The 17,470-nt window shown below is 74.6% G+C and carries 13 protein-coding genes and 1 other RNA gene; 4 read left to right on the top strand and 10 right to left on the bottom strand.

All coding sequences use genetic code 11. The annotated features are described in order from the left end of the window. Positions 1 to 31: 31 nt before the first annotated feature. A complete protein-coding gene (locus tag ACF1BH_RS27355) occupies positions 32 to 1,330 on the top strand; it encodes an MFS transporter (RefSeq protein WP_391646645.1) in 1,299 nt (432 codons plus the stop codon). A 32-nt stretch (positions 1,331 to 1,362) separates the two neighbouring features. Here ACF1BH_RS27355 and ssrA read toward each other — a convergent pair. The 5 genes from ssrA to ftsE form a co-directional block, all read right to left on the bottom strand. Then, positions 1,363 to 1,732: a transfer-messenger RNA gene (gene ssrA, locus ACF1BH_RS27350) on the bottom strand. 158 nt (positions 1,733 to 1,890) lie between these two features. Further along, complete coding sequence (gene smpB, locus ACF1BH_RS27345) at positions 1,891 to 2,391, bottom strand: SsrA-binding protein SmpB (RefSeq protein WP_391646643.1); 501 nt, start codon at positions 2,389 to 2,391, stop codon at positions 1,891 to 1,893. 18 nt (positions 2,392 to 2,409) lie between these two features. Continuing rightward, entirely contained in the window at positions 2,410 to 3,597 is a 1,188-nt protein-coding gene (locus ACF1BH_RS27340; protein ID WP_391646641.1) for a S41 family peptidase, read from the bottom strand. Between the two features lie 78 nt (positions 3,598 to 3,675). Next, on the bottom strand, positions 3,676 to 4,587 hold the full coding sequence (ftsX, locus tag ACF1BH_RS27335; RefSeq protein ID WP_391646639.1) for a permease-like cell division protein FtsX: 912 nt from the start codon (positions 4,585 to 4,587) through the stop codon (positions 3,676 to 3,678). A 9-nt stretch (positions 4,588 to 4,596) separates the two neighbouring features. Beyond that, positions 4,597 to 5,286, bottom strand: coding sequence for a cell division ATP-binding protein FtsE (ftsE, locus tag ACF1BH_RS27330; RefSeq protein WP_030287586.1), 690 nt, complete (start codon positions 5,284 to 5,286; stop codon positions 4,597 to 4,599). A gap of 251 nt (positions 5,287 to 5,537) precedes the next feature. Here ftsE and ACF1BH_RS27325 point away from each other — a divergent pair, with 251 nt between their 5' ends. Continuing rightward, positions 5,538 to 5,726 (top strand): hypothetical protein, encoded by a 189-nt coding sequence (locus tag ACF1BH_RS27325; protein ID WP_030287589.1) that lies wholly within the window; start codon positions 5,538 to 5,540, stop codon positions 5,724 to 5,726. Positions 5,727 to 5,842: 116 nt separating this feature from the next. Here the strand turns inward: ACF1BH_RS27325 and ACF1BH_RS27320 are convergent, their stop codons facing one another. From ACF1BH_RS27320 to ACF1BH_RS27305, 4 genes are all read right to left on the bottom strand, one after another. Continuing rightward, a complete protein-coding gene (locus ACF1BH_RS27320) occupies positions 5,843 to 6,736 on the bottom strand; it encodes an LPXTG cell wall anchor domain-containing protein (RefSeq protein ID WP_391646636.1) in 894 nt (297 codons plus the stop codon). A gap of 361 nt (positions 6,737 to 7,097) precedes the next feature. After that, entirely contained in the window at positions 7,098 to 8,216 is a 1,119-nt protein-coding gene (gene prfB / locus ACF1BH_RS27315) for a peptide chain release factor 2 (protein WP_391646634.1), read from the bottom strand. A 44-nt stretch (positions 8,217 to 8,260) separates the two neighbouring features. After that, positions 8,261 to 9,565, bottom strand: a complete 1,305-nt coding sequence (locus ACF1BH_RS27310; protein ID WP_391646632.1) for a protein kinase — start codon at positions 9,563 to 9,565, stop codon at positions 8,261 to 8,263. 251 nt (positions 9,566 to 9,816) lie between these two features. After that, on the bottom strand, positions 9,817 to 11,436 hold the full coding sequence (locus ACF1BH_RS27305; protein WP_391646630.1) for a serine/threonine-protein kinase: 1,620 nt from the start codon (positions 11,434 to 11,436) through the stop codon (positions 9,817 to 9,819). A 494-nt stretch (positions 11,437 to 11,930) separates the two neighbouring features. On the opposite strand from ACF1BH_RS27305, the gene ACF1BH_RS27300 reads away from it, so the two are divergent. Together ACF1BH_RS27300 and ACF1BH_RS27295 are read left to right on the top strand one after the other, a co-directional pair. Beyond that, positions 11,931 to 15,152 (top strand): FtsK/SpoIIIE domain-containing protein, encoded by a 3,222-nt coding sequence (locus ACF1BH_RS27300; protein WP_391646768.1) that lies wholly within the window; start codon positions 11,931 to 11,933, stop codon positions 15,150 to 15,152. A gap of 396 nt (positions 15,153 to 15,548) precedes the next feature. Beyond that, positions 15,549 to 16,484 (top strand): class I SAM-dependent methyltransferase, encoded by a 936-nt coding sequence (locus tag ACF1BH_RS27295; RefSeq protein ID WP_391646628.1) that lies wholly within the window; start codon positions 15,549 to 15,551, stop codon positions 16,482 to 16,484. A 115-nt stretch (positions 16,485 to 16,599) separates the two neighbouring features. Here the strand turns inward: ACF1BH_RS27295 and ACF1BH_RS27290 are convergent, their stop codons facing one another. Then, positions 16,600 to 17,289 (bottom strand): class I SAM-dependent methyltransferase, encoded by a 690-nt coding sequence (locus tag ACF1BH_RS27290; protein WP_391646626.1) that lies wholly within the window; start codon positions 17,287 to 17,289, stop codon positions 16,600 to 16,602. Positions 17,290 to 17,470: the final 181 nt, after the last annotated feature.

Raw genomic sequence — 17,470 nt, 5'->3', positions numbered from 1 at the left:
CGCCCCGCGCGGGCCCCGCCACCGTAAAGGGGTGATCCTCTTCCTCGCCGCCCGCCCCGTGACCGCCCGCCCCGCGCGCGCCCGACGCCCCTCCCCGCTCGCCCCCTACGCCCGGCTCTTCGCGCGGCCCGGCGCCCGCGCGTTCACCGCCGCCGGACTGCTGGCACGGCTGCCGATGGGCATGCTGAACGTCAGCGCGCTGCTGATGATCGCCCGGATCCACGGCTCGTACGCGCTGGCCGGGGCGGTCACCGCCACCGCCCTCGCCGCCACCGCGGTCGTCGGGCCCTGGACGGCGCGGCTCGTCGACCGGCACGGCCAGGCCCGCGTCGCCGTCCCGGCCACCGCCCTCGCCGTCGCCGGCTCCCTCGCGCTCGTGCTCTGCGTCCGCGGCTCCGCCCCGGCCTGGACGCTCTTCCTCTGCACCGCGGCGACCGCCACCACCCCCAACACCGGCGGGATGGCCCGCGCCCGCTGGGCGCATCTGCTGCGCGACGACCCGGCCGCCCGGCACACCGCCCACTCCTTCGAACAGGCCGCGGACGAACTCTGCTTCCTGCTCGGCCCGCTCCTGGCCACCCTGCTGTGCACCACGCTCTTCCCGGAGGCCGGCACCACCGTCGCCGCCGCCCTGCTGCTCACCGGCATCCTGCTCTTCGCCGCCCAGCGCCGCACCGAACCACCGGTCACCGCGCCCGACCCGGCCGGCGCCCGCCCGGCCCGCTCCCCGCTCCGTACGCCGGGCCTGCCGCCGCTGCTGGCGGTCTTCACCGCGACCGGCGCGGTCTTCGGCTCGATGGAGGTGGTCACCGTCGCATACGCCGACGGGCACGGCGCGCGGTCCGCCGCCGGGGCGATGCTGGCGCTCCAGGCGGCCGGGTCCTGCGTCGCGGGGCTGCTGTGCGGGCTGCGGCCGCCCGCCGGGAACCCGCGCCGTCGGCTGGTGGCCGCGCTCACCGCGATGGCCGCGCTGCTGACGGCGGTGCCGCTCGCCGCCGCCACCGGACGGCTGCCGCTCGTCGCCGCGGCGCTCCTCGTCGCCGGGATGGCCACCGCCCCCGCCATGATCGCCGGAATGGCGCTGCTGACGGCCCGGACGCCGGCGGCGCGGCTGAACGAGGGGATGACGCTGGCGGTGACGGCGCTGCTGACCGGCATCGCGGCGGGCTCGGCGACCGGCGGCCGCACCGTGGACCTGCTGCCGCCCGGCGCCGCGGGCCCGTACGCCGTACCCGTCGCGGCGGCGGCGCTCGCCCTGGCGGTGGCGCTGGTGACGCTGCGGTCCCCGACTCCGGCGGCCGGGGAAACGACTCAGGCCCCGGCGTCCTGACGGACATCCGGGGCCTGGGCCTCACATGGGAATTGTGGAGATGGCGGGAATCGAACCCGCGTCCAACGGTGCGGAATCAGGGCTTCTCCGAGTGCAGTCCGCTGCGATTTTCTCGGCCCCGGAGATCACGCGGACAAGTCTCCGACGGGCTCAGTCACTGTTTGATTTCCTTCTGACCCCCGTGACCGGGATCAGAAGTTTAGTTCCCTAGCTGATGCCAGGATCCGGGTCGGGAACATCCCCGGGCTGACACTTCGCAGGTCGCTACTTAGGCAGCGAGGGCGAAGGAATCGCGCTTGGTGTTGGCGATTATTGGTTGCGACACATGGTTTACGAGATCATTGCCGCTTCCTCGACTCGCTTCCCCTGCTTCGACATCCGCTGTCGAAACCGATCATCCCCATGTTGTTTTTTCAAAAGCACCGCGCCCCGCCCGACGGAAGCCGGACGACGGTCACGGGACCGCACACCCTCCTTGGGGTGCGTGGCCATCGTACGTGAACAACGCGCGACGGTGCCAGCGTATTCCGGGGCCGGCGGCGGGCGGCCGTCCCAGGTCGTCAGCCGCGCTGGCGACGGCGCGCCGCGGAGACCGCGCGCTCCGCCTCACGGCGGTCCTGCTGCTCACGGAGCGTCTGCCGCTTGTCGTACTCCTTCTTGCCCTTGGCGAGCGCGATCTCGACCTTCGCCCGGCCGTCCTTGTTGAAGTAGAGCGCCAGCGGCACGACCGTATGACCGGATTCCTGGCTCTTCGCGTCCAGCTTGTCGATCTCCGCGCGGTGCATCAGCAGCTTCCGCTTCCGGCGCGCCGCATGGTTGGTCCAGGTGCCCTGTGCGTATTCGGGAATGTGCACGTTGTGCAGCCACGCCTCACCGCCGTCGATGTGGACGAAACCGTCGACGAGCGAGGCGCGGCCCTGCCGGAGCGACTTCACCTCGGTACCGCTCAGCACCAGACCGCACTCATAGGTGTCCAGAATGTGGTAATCGTGGCGCGCTTTCTTGTGCTGCGCGACGAGCTTGCGCCCGGGATCCTTGTCCTTGTTCTTTTGCTTAGCCATAGTGCGGCCATTTTCGCACTACGCCCCGGTGCCGAGGCCACTCAATACCGTGACGGCCCGCGCGGTCGCCCCGTCGTCGACCCTGAGGTCCGGTGTGATGCCGTGCCCGTCGACCGTCCGCCCGGCCGGGGTGCGGTAATGGCCGACGGTCAGCTCCGCGACCGACCCGTCCGCCAGTGTGCTCGGCATCTGCACCGACCCCTTCCCGAAGGTCGGCGCGCCGACGATCACCGCCCGGCCGCGGTCCTGGAGCGCCCCGGCCAGCAGCTCGGCCGCGCTCATCGTGCCGCCGTCGACGATCACCACCAGCGGCACCCGGGTGTTCCCGCCGCCGCCCGCGTACAGCGCCCGCTGCCGGCCGTGCACGTCGTATGTGGCGACCAGCCCGCCGTCGAGGAAGGCGGAGGCGGCGGCGGTGGCCTCGTCGACCAGGCCGCCGGTGTTGCCGCGCAGGTCCAGCAGGAGCCCGGCACCCGGCGGTGCGGCGCGCACCGCGTCCCGGATCGCCGCGCCGCTGCCCTTCGTGAACGCCCCGACCCGGATCCGCACCGGGCCCGACGCCCCGGCCGGGCGGTCCGTGGTGACGTCCTGGCTGCGCAGCCGGGCGCGGTGGACGGTCGCGGTCCACTTCCGGGCGCCACGCTGGAACGCCAGCTCGACGGGGGTGCCGACGCGGCCCCGGCCGACCGTGCCGTCGCCGCGCAGCAGGGCGACCACCTCGGTGACCGGGCGCCCCCGGACCGGACGGCCGTCGACCGCCACCAGCCGGTCCCCCCGGGCGGTCCCGGCGCGGTCGGCCGGGCCGCCGGAACGCACCCGCGAGACCTCCATCCGGCCGCCGCGCACCTGCCGCAGCCAGAGCCCGACGCCGACGTAGTCCCCGTCGAGCTGCCGCTGGAAGTCCTCGAACTCCCCCGCGGTGTAGATCGTCGACCAGCGGTCCCCGCTGCGGCTGACCACCTCGGCCGCCGCCTGCGCCCCGGACTTCCCGGCGGCCATCGCCTCGGCCGCCGCCTTCTCGACCGCCGCCCGGTCGGCCGTACGGGTGCCGGTCGCGGCGGACGGCCGGGGGCGGGGGTGCGCGGTGTGGCCGGCGTGCCAGCTGCCCGCGGCGGCGCCGGTCGCCAGGACGGTCGCGAGAGTCAACGCCAGCGCCGTACCGCGACGGATGCGGCGGGGCCTGACGGACAGACACGGGCGCAACATGGCGGTGAGTCTAGGCGACACAAAGGCGCCGCACGGTGAGTTGACCGTACGGCGCCTGGTGTCAGGGGTGGCGGGATGTCACACCTTGAGGTACTTACGCAGAGCGAAGAACGCGGCGAAGGCGGGCATCACCAGGCCGATGAGGAGGATCAGCGGCAGCACGGAAACGACCGAATCCCAGCCGATGAACTCGACGACCTTGATCTTCTCCGCCAGCCAGTTGTTGATCAGGGCGTACTTGCCGCCGACGATCAGCACACAGGCGAACGCGGCGCCGATCAGACCCGCGATGGCCGCCTCCATGATGAACGGCATCTGGATGTAGAAGCTGGAGGCACCGACCAGCCGCATGATGCCGGTCTCCCGGCGGCGGCTGAACGCCGACACCCGCACGGTGTTGACGATCAGCAGCAGCGCGACGACCAGCATCAGCCCCATGACGCAGAGCGCCGCGATCCGCATGCCGTCGAGGAGGTTGAACAGCGGCTCGACGGTGTCGCGTTGGTCCTGGACCTCCTGGACACCGGGCCGCTCCGAGAACGCCGACTTGATGACCTCGTACTTCGTCGGGTCCTTCAGCTTGACCCGGAAGGACTCCGGCAGCTGGTCGGGCGTCACCAGACCGGCGACGGGCGTGTCGCCGAACTGCTGCTTGTAGTGCTTGTACGCCTGGTCGCTGGACTCGTAGAGGACCGGCTTCTGCACGATCGGCAGCCGCTCCAGGTCCGCTTTGATCTCCGCCTTCTGCTGCTCCGTCGCGGCGCCCTTGGCGCAGTTGGCGCCGGAGGGGTCGTTCTTGTTGCAGAAGAAGATGGAGACGTTGACCTTGTCGTACCAGTAGCCCTTCATGGTGTCGACCTGGTCGCTCATCAGCAGCGAGGCGCCGAACAGACCGAGCGAGAGGGCTACGGAGACGATGACGGCGAAGGTCATCGTGAGGTTACGGCGGAGACCGACGCCGATCTCCGACAGGACGAACTGGGCGCGCATCGCGTCCTTTCAGTGCTGGTAGCCGTAAACGCCGCGCGACTGGTCGCGTACGAGCCGGCCCTTCTCGAGTTCCATGACCCGCTTGCGCATCTGGTCGACGATCTGCTGATCGTGGGTGGCCATGACCACCGTCGTACCGGTCCGGTTGATGCGGTCCAGCAGCTTCATGATGCCGACGGAGGTCTGCGGGTCGAGGTTGCCGGTCGGCTCGTCCGCGATGAGGAGCATGGGGCGGTTGACGAAGGCCCGCGCGATGGCGACACGCTGCTGCTCACCGCCGGACAGCTCGCCCGGCATACGGTCCTCCTTGCCGCCCAGACCGACGAGTTCGAGGACTTCGGGGACCGTCTTGCGGATCTGGCCGCGCGGCTTGCCGATGACTTCGAGGGCGAAGGCGACGTTCTGGCCGACCGTCTTGTTGGGAAGGAGCCGGAAGTCCTGGAAGACGGTGCCCAACTGGCGGCGCATCTGCGGCACCTTCCAGTTGGACAGCTTCGCGAGGTCCTTCCCCAGTACGTGCACGGCACCGTGGCTGGCGCGCTCCTCGCGCAACAGCAGCCGCAGGAAGGTGGACTTACCGGAGCCCGAGGAGCCCACCAGGAAGACGAACTCGCCACGCTCGATCTCCAGGGAGACATCCCTGAGTGCGGGGCGGTTCTGCTTCGGGTAAGTCTTGGAGACGTTGTCGAATCGGATCACAGATGCACCACGGTCGACCTGGGTAGGGGCACGGGTTGCCGGGTTGCGGCTCCCGTCGGTGTGCGTGACCCTACGCGAACCTCATTCGGCGGCGTAGTCAGCATCCGCGGTTGGTGCGTTTGCTCACGGCGCCTACGGGACAAAACCAGTCCATTCCGGCGGGACGCGCCGTTCGGTGACCGAGCTGGCACAGTGGTAGAGGGAACACTCACGCCCCCGGGAACGTTGGGGCGGAGGAAGAAGGAGGTCGCATGACGTACGACCGATTGGTGTGCGCCAACTGCGCGGCCCCTGTGAACGAGGGCCGCTGCCCCGTGTGCCGCGCCAGCCGGGAGCGGCTCCAGCAGCAGAGCCTGTTCGCCCAGGTCAACCCGGCACTGCTGGTGGCGCTGCTGGTGGCCCTCGTCGCGGTGGGGCTGCTGCTGCACCAGGCCGTCTGAGACGGCGGGGTGCTCGCGCCCGGAGCGCGGTGACGCCGGGTGAGGTGTCCGATACGGCCCGAGGGCCCGGTGCGCGGTTGCGCTCCGGGCCCTCGGTCGTGGTGCGGGGATCGGCGTCAGGCCGCGGCCGCGCCGCCACCGTTCTTGTTGATCAGGCGGGGCATCAGGCGGAAGCCGATACCACCGGCGATCATCGTCGCGGCGCCCACGAGCAGGAAGGTGGTGCCGGAGGCACCGGTCTCGGCCAGCTCGCCGCCCTTGGGCTGCTGCTTGGCCGGGCCGGGGGTGTCCCCGATCTGCTCGTTGGCCTGGCCCGGCTGCTCGATCGGCTTGCTGCCGGCGTTGTCCGTGCCGGTGCCGTCGCCGCCGGTGGAGCCACCGTTGCCGTGACCGCCGGTGCTGCCACCGTTGCCGTGGCCGCCGGTGGAGCCGCCGTTGTCGTGGCCACCGTTGGAGCCGCCGTTGCCGTGACCACCGGTGGAGCCACCGTTGTCGTGGCCACCGTCGGTCGTACCACCATCGGTGGTGCCACCGTCAGTGGTGCCACCGTCGGTCGTACCGCCATCGGTGGTGCCACCGTCAGTGGTGCCGCCGTCGGTCGTACCACCGTCGGTGGTGCCACCGTCGGTCGTACCACCGTCCGTGGTGCCACCGTCGGTGGTCCCGCCGTCGGTCGTACCGCCATCGCTGGTGCCACCGTCGTCGCTGCCGCCGTCGGTACCGGCGATCGAGCCGCCGTCGGTGCCCGCGATGGAGCCGCCGTCGGAGCCGCCGCTGTCCTGGCCGCCGTCCTCGCCGCCGGTGGTGCCGCCGTTGTCGTCACCGCCGGTGGAACCGCCGCCGTCGTGGCAGAACAGGTGGAGGATGTCCAGCGGGTCACACTGCTTGTTGCTGCTCTGCGCCTCGGGCGTCGCCGCGGAGGCGGCGCCGGCGGCGGTGAGCGACGCACCGGCCGCGATCACCGCACCGGCCGCAATGCGCGCTACGCGCAGCCGCGTCTTCTTGGTCATATGTCTGCTACCCCCAGTAGCTGAACTCGTCATGGAGCACCGCTGTACGGGGGCGCGGACCGGGACGTATACGCATCCGGCACCGCCTCGGCGGGCCTGACGTCTCCCCGTTCGACGCACGCCCCGGACAGACGCATGCCGATCCCAGCCTTCCGAGTTCTCCCTGCATCGTCAAGGTCGAATAAAGTCCCGACGCCCGAAAGAGTAGGAATTGGGCGTTACATGGACGTACGACTGTGACCTAACCGGTGAAAGCAAAAACAACTGCCCTCCGAAGAGGAGCAGTTGTTTCTGCCTCGGAACACTGTGCGGCGGCGACGGCCGCGGGGTGCGGCGGAGCCGGTGAGCGGGGCGCGGTGCCCTACTTCCCGGCCTCCTGCTCCTGCTGCTTGCGCCAGCGGATGCCCGCTTCCAGGAAGCCGTCGATGTCACCGTCGAGGACCGCCGTCGGGTTGCCGACCTCGAACTCCGTCCGCAGGTCCTTGACCATCTGGTACGGGTGCAGGACGTACGAACGCATCTGGTTGCCCCAGGAGTTGCCGCCGTCGCCCTTGAGCGCGTCCATCTTCGCCTGCTCCTCCTGGCGGCGGCGCTCGAGGAGCTTCGCCTGGAGGACGTTCATCGCGGTCGCCTTGTTCTGGATCTGCGAGCGCTCGTTCTGGCAGGAGACGACGATGCCGGTGGGGATGTGCGTCAGGCGGACCGCGGAGTCCGTGGTGTTGACGCCCTGGCCACCGGGGCCGGAGGAGCGGTAGACATCGACCCGCAGCTCGGACTCGTCGATCTCGATGTGGTCGGTCTGCTCGACGACCGGCAGCACCTCGACGCCGGCGAACGACGTCTGGCGGCGGCCCTGGTTGTCGAACGGCGAGATGCGCACCAGGCGGTGGGTGCCCTGCTCGACCGAGAGGGTGCCGTAGGCGTACGGCACCTGGACGGCGAAGGTGGTCGACTTGATGCCGGCCTCTTCGGCGTACGAGGTCTCGTACAGCTCGGTCTTGTAGCCGTGGCGCTCGGCCCAGCGCAGATACATCCGCTGGAGCTTCTCGGCGAAGTCCGCGGCGTCGACGCCGCCGGCCTCGGCGCGGATGTTGACGACGGCCTCACGGGAGTCGTACTCGCCGGAGAGCAGGGTGCGGACCTCCAGCTCGTCGACCGCCTTGCGGACGGCGGTCAGCTCGCTCTCGGCCTCGGCGCGGGTGTCCTCGTCGCCCTCGTCCTCGGCCAGCTCGAAGAGGACCTCCAGGTCGTCGACGCGGCCGCGCAGCTCCTCGGCGCGGCGCAGCTGGCCCTGGAGGTACGAGAGCCGGCTGGTGATCTTCTGTGCGCTCTCCGGGTCGTCCCACAGGGACGGGGCCGCGGCCTGCTCCTCGAGCACGGCGATATCGGCCCTCATCTTGTCGAGGTCCAGGACGGCCTCGATCGACCCCATGGTCGAGGAGAGGGACTTCAGCTCTTCGGAAACATCGACGACTGCCACGCACCCAGCCTAACGGCTGCCGCCGACACTGTGCCCCGGCCCCGTCAGGGAGCGGCGGGATCGGGCTGCTCGACGCCGGGTCCCGCATCGCCCGGATCGGCGTCGCCCGAGGCCAGCCAGGTGCCCAGACCCACCGCGGCGACCAGCGCGGCGGCCGCGGCGCCGAGCCGGATCCGGCGGCGGCGCACCGCCTCCGGTGACGACCGGTGACGGGCCGACCCCGCACGGCGCTCGCCCGCCGCCCGGGGGGTGCGGGCGGTGCCGTGCGCGCCGCCGGCCAGCTCGTCCGGGCCGGGGACCCGCATGCTGGTGTGCGTCTCGCGGTTCGAGTCGGGCGCGGCGCCCTGGACGAGCGCGACGGAGCCGCGCGGCGGGGTGACCTCGCCGGTGGCTGCCGGTCCGGCGTCGGCGTCCTTGGGGGCGGGCTCGTCCTCGGCGCCGCCCGGGCCCTCCTCGTCCTCCGGCTCGTCGATGTCGAGGGGCGGCATCCCGGCGAGCCCCGGGAGCAGCTCACGCAGCCGGGCGGCCAGCTCGGGGGCGCGCAGCCGGGAGGCGGGCGCCTTGGCGAGGCACTGCAGGAGCAGCTGCCACAGCTCGTCCGGGATGCCGGGCAGCGGCGCCACCCGCTCGGTGACATGGCGGCGCAGCACGGCACCGGGGTGCCCGCCGCCGAACGGCGTGAACCCGGCCAGCAGCTCGTACAGGACGGTGGCCAGCGCGTAGACGTCGACGGAGGCGCGCGGCGGGAGACCCTCGATGATCTCGGGGGCGAGGTAGTCGGGGGTGCCGATGACCTTGGCCGAGCGGAGCGCGGCGGTGCCGGAGCCGGATGCGGGCTGCGGCAGGCGGCGCGGGGAGTCGACGAGGCGGGCGATGCCGAAGTCGGTGAGGAGTGCGGGGTGCGCGCCCCCGGGGCCGAGCGGGCCCTGCATGTCCAGGAGGACGTTCTCCGGCTTGACGTCGCGGTGGACGATCCGGGCGGCGTGCGCGGCGGCGAGGGCGTCGGCGACGTCGGCGGCGATGGCGACGGCGGCCTCCGGGGCCAGCCGGCGTTCGCGCTCCAGCCGGGTGCGCAGGTCGGTGCCGCGGACGAGGTCCATGACGAGGGCCAGGTCGTTGCCGTCGACCACCAGGTCGCGTACGCCGACGACCCGCGGGTGGTCCAGGCTCAGCAGCGCCGCCCGCTCCTGGACGAAGCGGCCGACCAGCTCCTGGTCGGAGGCGAGGTCCTCACGCAACAGCTTGATGGCCACGGCCCCGTCGGGGCCCTCGCCCAGCCATACCGTGCCCGCACTGCCGCGCCCCAGGATCTGGTGGGCGGTGTACCGGCTGCCGATCTTCCGTGCCAAGACTGCTCCGACGTGTCGGGCCCCCGAGCGTCCTGCGGGGGCTGAGGTTGACGACAAAGCTACGCGGACGGCGGGGCGTTCCGGGCCCGGGACGGTGGCAACCTTCCGTTCTGGGGGAGAAATCACCGCCGGAAGTCGACAAATCCACTGGCCGGCCCGGGGTGCGGCGCCCGGGGCGGCCGCCGCGGACAGCACGGTGCCCCGGGTGTGTCACCCGGGGCACCGTGCCGCCTCGTCCTCGGACGGCGGTGCTATCCGAGGCCGTTGATGAAGTCCTTGACGTCGTTGTAGGTCGTGCCGATCCAGTCGAAGAAGCCCTGGGTCGTGCCGATCCACTCCTGCGGGATCATCTGCCAGATCAGCCAGCCGGCCACGACGAGGATCACGAGGGTGAACAGGCAGCCCTTGAGGCAGCCGAGGCCCGGGATCCGCATCGGGTTGGCGCTGCGGCGGCGCGGCTCCCGGGGCGGGCGGGGCTCACGGGCCGGCGGGCGCTCCGGTTCGTAGCGCTGCGGCGGCGGCTCCTGGCGGCGCTGCGGGGCCGGCGGGCGCTGCTGCTGCGGGGGCTGCTGCTGCGCGTACGGCACCGGCTGCGGCGGGTACGGCTGCTGGTGCTGCGGCGGCTGCTGCGGGGCCGGGCGGCGCTGCGGGCGGCGGCGCAGCGGGTCCTCGCTCGGGTCGAGGTACTGGACCTGCGTCTGGTCGTTGCGGTCGCGTGCGGCCCGCATCTGGGACTCCCAGGGGTGCGGCCCGTCGGGCTCCTGGGGTCCGCCCGCGGGGGGTGCGCCGGGCATCGGCGGCACCGGCGGCATGGCGCGCGTCGGGGCGGGGCCGCCGGTCGCGGGCAGCACGCTGGTGGCGGCGGCCGGGTCGACGGCGGCGGCGCCGGTGGGCAACACCTGGGTGGGGTCCGCGTCGCCGTTGCCGCCTTCCGTGCCGGGGACCTGCGCCGGGGACGGGTCGGGGGCGAGCAGCGCGGCGACGCCGAGCGCCGCCTCGGCCTGCTCCGGGGTGGCGTGCGCGCCGACACCCGAGGCGACGGTGCGCAGCGCACGCGCGAGGTTCTCGGCGCTCGGCCGCTCCTCGGGGCGCTTGCGCAGACAGCGCTCGATGACCGTCCACAGCGGCTCGGGGACGGATCCGGGGCGCTGCGGCTCCTCGCTGAGGTGGCGGTGGAGCACCTCCAGGGCGGTCGAGCCGGCGAACGGCGGGCGGCCGGTGACCAGTTCGTAGAGGAGGATGCCGGCGCCGTAGATGTCGACGGCGGAGGTCTGCGGGCGGCCCTCGGCGGACTCCGGGGCGACGTAGGCGGGGGTGCCGACGAACTCGTGGGTGCGGGTCAGGCCCGGGGAGTCGGCGAGGCGGGCGATGCCGAAGTCGGTCAGCATCGGGTGCATCTCGCCGTCGCCGTCGGACCCGGAGAGCAGGACGTTGGCGGGCTTGAGGTCGCGGTGGACGACGCCGTCGGCGTGGCTGGCGGCGAGGGCGTCGGCGATCTGCGCGGTGAGCAGGGACGCGGCCACCGGGCTGAGCGGGCCGTTGTCCCGGAGGTAACGGTGCAGGTCGGGGCCGTCGACGAGATCCATGACCAGGGCCAGCAGATCGCCTTCGACCACGAGGTCGCGGGTGCGGACGATGTTGGGGTGGGTCAGACGGAGCAGGACGGAGCGCTCCCGCAGGAAGCGCATCACCACGTCCGCGTCGTTCGCCAGCTCCTCCTTGAGGACCTTGATCGCGACCGTCTCGCCGGGCTCACCGGCGACGGCCGCCTCGGCGCCCGCCGTCTCCCGCTGGCGCGCACGCCAGACGGTGCCCGTGGCGCCGCGTCCGAGCGGCTCCTCGAGCAGGTACTTGCTGCCTACCGGCCGCACGTCATGCGCTCCCTGGTCGGTGATCAACTGTTCCCGGTCCGCTGGGTCGTCCGCGGCCCGTCGCCCCACTGTAGTTGCCGCCGCTCCCGCGGTCCGCGTTGCGCTGCCGCGTCGCCCGTGGCGGGCCGGTCACGTGGTGGCTCGTGGGGAAGACGCGAGGTGGGGACGGATGGTTGCGCGGCGGGTCCGGGGGTGGCCGCGCCGTGGCGGGGGCGGTTTTCGGCCGGACCGGGCGGGCCGGGGCGGGGCCGGAGCCCGCCGTCATCCCCCGCCCACACGGCGTCACAGGCGCGCCGAGCAAGATCATTACGCCCCGGTCGGCGGACGGGATGTCGGTGGCAGGTGCGAGGATGCACCCAGCACACGTGCCGTGGGCGACGTTCCCGCCCGCGGCGTGACGGGTGGGACTTGTACGAGCCGATGCGCTCGGGCGTGGTGGGGGGTTGAGCGGACCCGTCACCGAACTCCCCGGGCAGAAGGGACCGTTGACGGCGATGCAGATCCGGCTGACCGTCCTGGGGCCGCGCGGCGGCCACCCCGCGCGCGCCTGTGACGTGCTCGTGACGGCCCCCGCCGGGACCGCGCTGGCGGCGGTGGCCACCTCGCTCGCGGCGGCGGTCGCCGGGCCCGGCGCGGACGCCGGCGGCGCGGTCGTGCTGTACGCCGGGGCCGAGCGGCTCGACCCGCAGCGGGCGGCGCTCGGCGAGCCGCCGCTGATCGACGGCGCGGTCCTCTCCCTCCAGTCCCCCGGCCCCGACCCCGCGCACGGCCTGCCGCACGGTCCGGCGCGGCTGCGGGTGGTCTCCGGGCCGGACGCGGGCGGTGTCCATCTGCTGCACGGCGGTCAGATCCGGGTGGGCCGCTCCGCCGACGCCGATGTGCCGCTGGACGACCCGGACGTCTCCCGGATGCACTGCGCGGTGGCGGTCGAGCCGGACGGCTCCGTCTTCGTCGCCGATCTGCGCTCCACCAACGGCACGACCGTGGACGGCGCCGAGGTCACCGGCGGCCCCGCGCGGCTGGGCCCGGGCGCCCTGCTGCGCGTCGGCGAGTCGGCGCTGCTCCTCCAGCCGCCGGGCGCCACCCCCGATCCCGCGCTGGCGACGACGCCGGACGGCGAGGGCCATCTGCGGCTGCGGCCGGGCTCCTCGTCCGGTCCCGCCGGTTCCGCCACGGGCGGGCAGGGTCCCGTGCTTCCCGGGGGCGGCACGGCACCGACGGTGTACGGCCGGGGCGCGGGCGCGCCCGCCCGGGGCGGCCACGGCGCGCCGGAGGTGTTCGTGCCCGGCAGCCGCAGCCCGGAGCCGGTGCCGTCCGCCGAGGCCCCGACCGGGTACGGCTACGACGCGTACGGCGTGCACCACCCCGGCGGCACGGCGCCCGAGGACGGGCCGGAGCGGTCCCGGCAGCGGCGGGACACCCCGTTGCACGGCACCCGCCCGGACGCCTTCGGCCCGTCGGACGCCACCGCGTCCGGTGAGGGCACCCACGGCGGGCAGCTGTCGCTGGCGCCGCCCGACGAGGCGGCGCGGCGGGCCGGGCGGCGCGGCGGGATCGGTGCCTGGGCGCGGCGGCTGGCCGGTGGCCGTCCGGCGGTGGACGGTCCGGAGGAGCCCGGCGCCCCGGAGCCGCTGCCGGGCGCCGAGGCCGCGGCGGAGCCCGTGCCCGCGGATCCCGGTGCGGCCGAGCGGTGGCCGGACGCCGCCGCGGTGCTGCTGACGGCGCTCGGCCCCGGACCGCGCCTGTGGGAGCGCGACCGGGACCATCCGGACGCGCTCACCGTCCGCCTGGGGACGGCCGCGCGCGCCGGTGGCCGGGTGGCGGAGCCGGTCGCCGTGGAGCTGCGGCGGGCCGGTTCGCTGGGGCTGGCCGGGCCGCGGGAGCGGCTGGCCGGGCTGGCGCGTTCGGCCCTGGCCCAGCTGGCCGCGCTGCACGCCCCCGGCGCCCTGGAGATCGTGCTGCTCAGCACGGACCGGGCGCGCACCGCCGAGGAGCGGGTCGCCGACTGGTCGTGGCTGGGCTGGCTGCCGCACGTCCGCCCGGCCCACGGTCAGGACTGCCGGCTGCTGCTGGCGTACGACAGGGAGCAGGCCGCGGCGCGTACGGCGGAGCTGGTGCGGCGGCTGGACGACGGGCCGCTGGGCCCGGGCTGGGCGAGCGCCGAGCGGGCGGAGATCGCCGCGGCGGCCGCGCAGCACCAGGGGCCGTTCACCGTGGTGCTGGTCGACGGCGATCTCGGGTCGTCGGCGCTGCGGGAGACCGCGGCGCGGCTGGCGGCCGGGGGTCCGGCGGCCGGTATCCACCTGCTGTGTCTGGCCGAGACGCCCGCGGCGTCCCCGGCGTTCCCGCTGGCCGCGACGTACGAGGCGGCCCGGGTGGCGTCGCCCGCGTTCGGGGAGTGCGGGGCGGTCGCGGTGCTCAGCGGCGATGTGGCGACGGCGCTGCGGGTGGTCCAGCCGGGTTCGGGTCCCAACGGCACGGTCGCCGCGCTGGACGCGGTCTCCGTCGCCTGGGCGGAGCGCCTCGCGCGGGCGCTGGCGCCGCTGCGCGAGACGGACGCGGCGGCCGGCGACCGGGCGGCGCCCCGGGTGGCGGCGCCGCTGCCGGATTCCTCCCGGCTGCTGGACGAGTTGGGGCTGGCTCGCGCCACCCCGGCGTCGCTGCTGGCCCGGTGGGCGGCGGCGCTCGACGGCGGGGCGTCCGGGGCGGCGGCGGTGCTCGGCGCCGGGCCGCACGGTCCGCTCGCCGCCGATCTCGCCGCCGACGGCAGTCATCTGCTGCTCGAAGGCGCGCCGGGCACCGGCAAGACGGAGCTGCTGCGGTCGCTGGCCGCCTCGCTGGCCGCCGCGGACCGGCCCGATCTGCTGTCGTTGGTGCTGGTGGACGGCGGCGGCACCGAGCGCGGCGAGGGCCTGCGGCTCTGCACCGAGCTGCCGCACGTCACCACGTATCTGGCGGCGTCGGATCCGGTACGGATGCGGGAGTTCGCGCAGGCGCTGTCGTCGGAGCTGAAGCGGCGCGCGGAGATCCTGGGCGGCACGCCGTTCGCCCAGTGGCGGGCGAAGCATCTGCCCGCGCCGCGGATCGTCGCGCAGCGCCGTACGCCCGAGGGCGCCGAGCCGGACCCGTCGCCCACCGGCACGCTGCGGCTGCGCTCGCGCGGCGGGGTGCCGTCCGGGGAGGCGGCGTCGGATGTGGCGCCGATGCCCCGGCTGTTCGTGCTGGTCGACGACTTCGACGCGCTGGTCGCGCCCGCGCTGGGCAGTACGGGCCGCCCGGCGGCGGGTTCGGTGGTGCGGGCCCTGGAGGCGGTGGCGCGGGCCGGTGCGGAGCTGGGCGTCCATCTGGTCGCCGCGACGGGTCATCCGGAGCGGACGGCGGAGACGGCGACCGGCGAACGGGCCGCGCTGCGGGTCGTGTTGGGTGAGCCGGAGGATCCGTCGGAGCCGGTCCCGCCGGGCCGCGGTGTGCTGCGCCGCACCCGCGACGGCTCGGCGACGCCGTTCCAGGCGGGCCGGGTGACCGGTCGGATACCACGTACGGCCACGCTCCGCCCGACGGTCGTCCCCCTGGAGTGGGCCCGGATGGGCGACCCGCCGGCCCGCCGCCCGCTGCGCGAACTGGGCAACGGCCCCACGGACCTGGCCCTCCTGGCCAGCGCCCTGCAACGCGCCGCCCAGTCCCTGGGGGCGGCGGAAGGGCCGCCGCTGGTGTGAGGCGCGGGCAGGGCTGCGCCCTGCCCGCGCCCGCCCGGCCCGGCGCGAGTGGGCGCGACTCCCCGCGCCGCTTTGGCCGGTGCGCCCGCGCTCGCCCGGCCCGGCGCGCAACGAGACTCAACACCCCCTCCCCTCAAGGGGGTTGAGGGAGAGGATGAGGCGACAGGCGGTCTCCCGGTCGACGGACCAGCCCGTGGACCGGCCCGTTGCCCGGCGTGACGTCGCCGCCGGGCGCGCCCCGGCCCACCGGTTCCGTACGCCCCATTTCTCGCCACCTTCCGTTCACTTCGCGCCGCCTACGATGACGGCCGCGTCGCGGCGGCGGGTTCCTGGCACCGCCGCGCGCCGCAGGCCGTAACGCCGTCGGAAACCCGACCGTCTGGAGACGGACCGCCCATGACTGCTCCCCTCGCGGACCACCGTGCACCGCTTCCGCGCCCCACCCGTCTCTCCGAGGTCAAGGGGTGGTTCTTCACCGCGGACCAGCTGCTCTTCGACTTCTTCCTCAGCCACCAGCGGACCGCGGGGCACCGCGGTGACCTGCTCGAACTCGGCGCCTATCTGGGCAAGAGCGCCATCTTCCTGGGCGCCCGGCTCGGGGACGGCGAGCGGTTCACCGTCTGCGACCTGTTCGACTCGCCCGCCGAGGACGCCTCGAACACCAAGGAGATGGCGAAGTCCTACGCCACGCTGACCCGCCGCGCCTTCGAGGCCAACTACCTCGCCTTCCACGACACGCTGCCGGACATCGTCCAGGGCCTCAGCTCGCGGGTGCGCGACCACGTCGCCGAGGGCAGTGTCCGCTTCGCCCACATCGACGCCTCGCATCTGTACGAGCACGTCCACGGCGACATCCTGGCCGTCCGCTCCCTGCTGACCGGCACCGGCGTCGTGGTGCTGGACGACTTCCGCGCCGAGCACTGCCCGGGGGTGGCCGCGGCGACCTGGCAGGCGGTGACCAACGAAGGGCTGCGCCCGGTGTGCATCACCGGCACCAAGTTCTACGGCACCTGGGGCGACCCGGAGCCGCTGCGGACGGCGCTGCTGGCGTGGCTGGCCGGGCGGGACGGCGTCTGGCACGAGGTGCAGCAGGTCAACGGCGCGCCGCTGATCCGGATCAGCGCGAAGGACGCGCGGGAGCCAGCGCATCCGGTCTCCCGGTACCGCCCGGCCCCGGGGACCCGGGAGGCCCGGGCGCCGGAGCACGTACCGGGGCCCGGGCGGCGGGGCCGGGCGCGGGGGCCGTTGCGGCGGCTGGCGGCGGACTGGCTGCCGCCGGCCGTCACCCGGGCGCTGGTGGCGGCGCGGCGGGAGCGGGCGGCGCGCCGCTGAGCGCCCCGGCGCGCCCCGGCCCGGCCCGGCGCGGCCCGGCGCGCCCCGGCCCGGCCCGGCCCGGCGCGCGCGGCCGTCCGCGCGCCCCTCCGGGGCCGGGGCGCGCCCTTCGGGCTCAGCCCGGCAGCCGCTCCATCGGCACCCGGGCGGCCAGCACGAACGCGTTGGCGCCCAGGACCTTCCCGGCGGGGCGGGGCAGCGGGAAGGAGTAGGTGCGGCGGACCGAGAGGCCGGCGGATTCGGCGTAGGCGCGCAACAGCGTGAAGTCGGTGAACCGTCCGGCGCCGCGGTGGCCGGCCTCCTGCGGGGTGATCAGCACGACGCCGCCGCCCGGCCGTACGTACGGCAGATAGGCCCGCAGCAGGCCCTCGACCTGTTCGTCGTCGAGGTGCTGGAGGACCTGCGCGGACAGCAGCGTGTCGAAGCCGCCGGGCCGGGCGTGGGCGCTGGTGAGGAAGGCGTCGGCGGTGTACGCGGTCAGGCCGCGGGCGCGGCAGATGTCGGCGGAGTGCGCATCGTGGGCGATCCCGACGCTGCCCGGCGCGCAACCGGCCAGGGTGTCGCCGGTGCCGCAGCCGATGTCCAGCACCCGCCCGGCGCCGATGCGGCGCAGCGCCCGGCGGTAGGGCGCGCGCGGCACACGCAGCCAGGGCAGCAGCGGCCGCGGGGTGTCCTGGGCGCGGGCCGGTGGGCCGGTGCGGACCGGCGGGGCGGCGTCCGCGGCGCGGCGGGAGGCCGGTGTCCGGCGGACGGCGGGAGCGGTGGGGGCGGCGGGGGTTTCGGTCCGTCCGGGCATCCCGGGCATCGAGGTCACCTTTCCCTGGGGACCCGGCGTGGACCGGGCCCGCTACGGCATCGGCTCCGGTCTACGGCATCGCCCCGGGCCACGGCACACACCACGCCGACCGGGGCCGGGCGGTCCCCGCCCTGGCGGCGTCGGGGCCCCGTGGGGGCGAAGGCGCCCGGGTCCGGCGGCGCCCGCGCCC

This window comes from Streptomyces sp. NPDC014733 (assembly GCF_043083385.1).
GTDB lineage: Bacteria > Actinomycetota > Actinomycetes > Streptomycetales > Streptomycetaceae > Streptomyces.
This window is presented reverse-complemented; position numbering and strand designations above follow the sequence as displayed.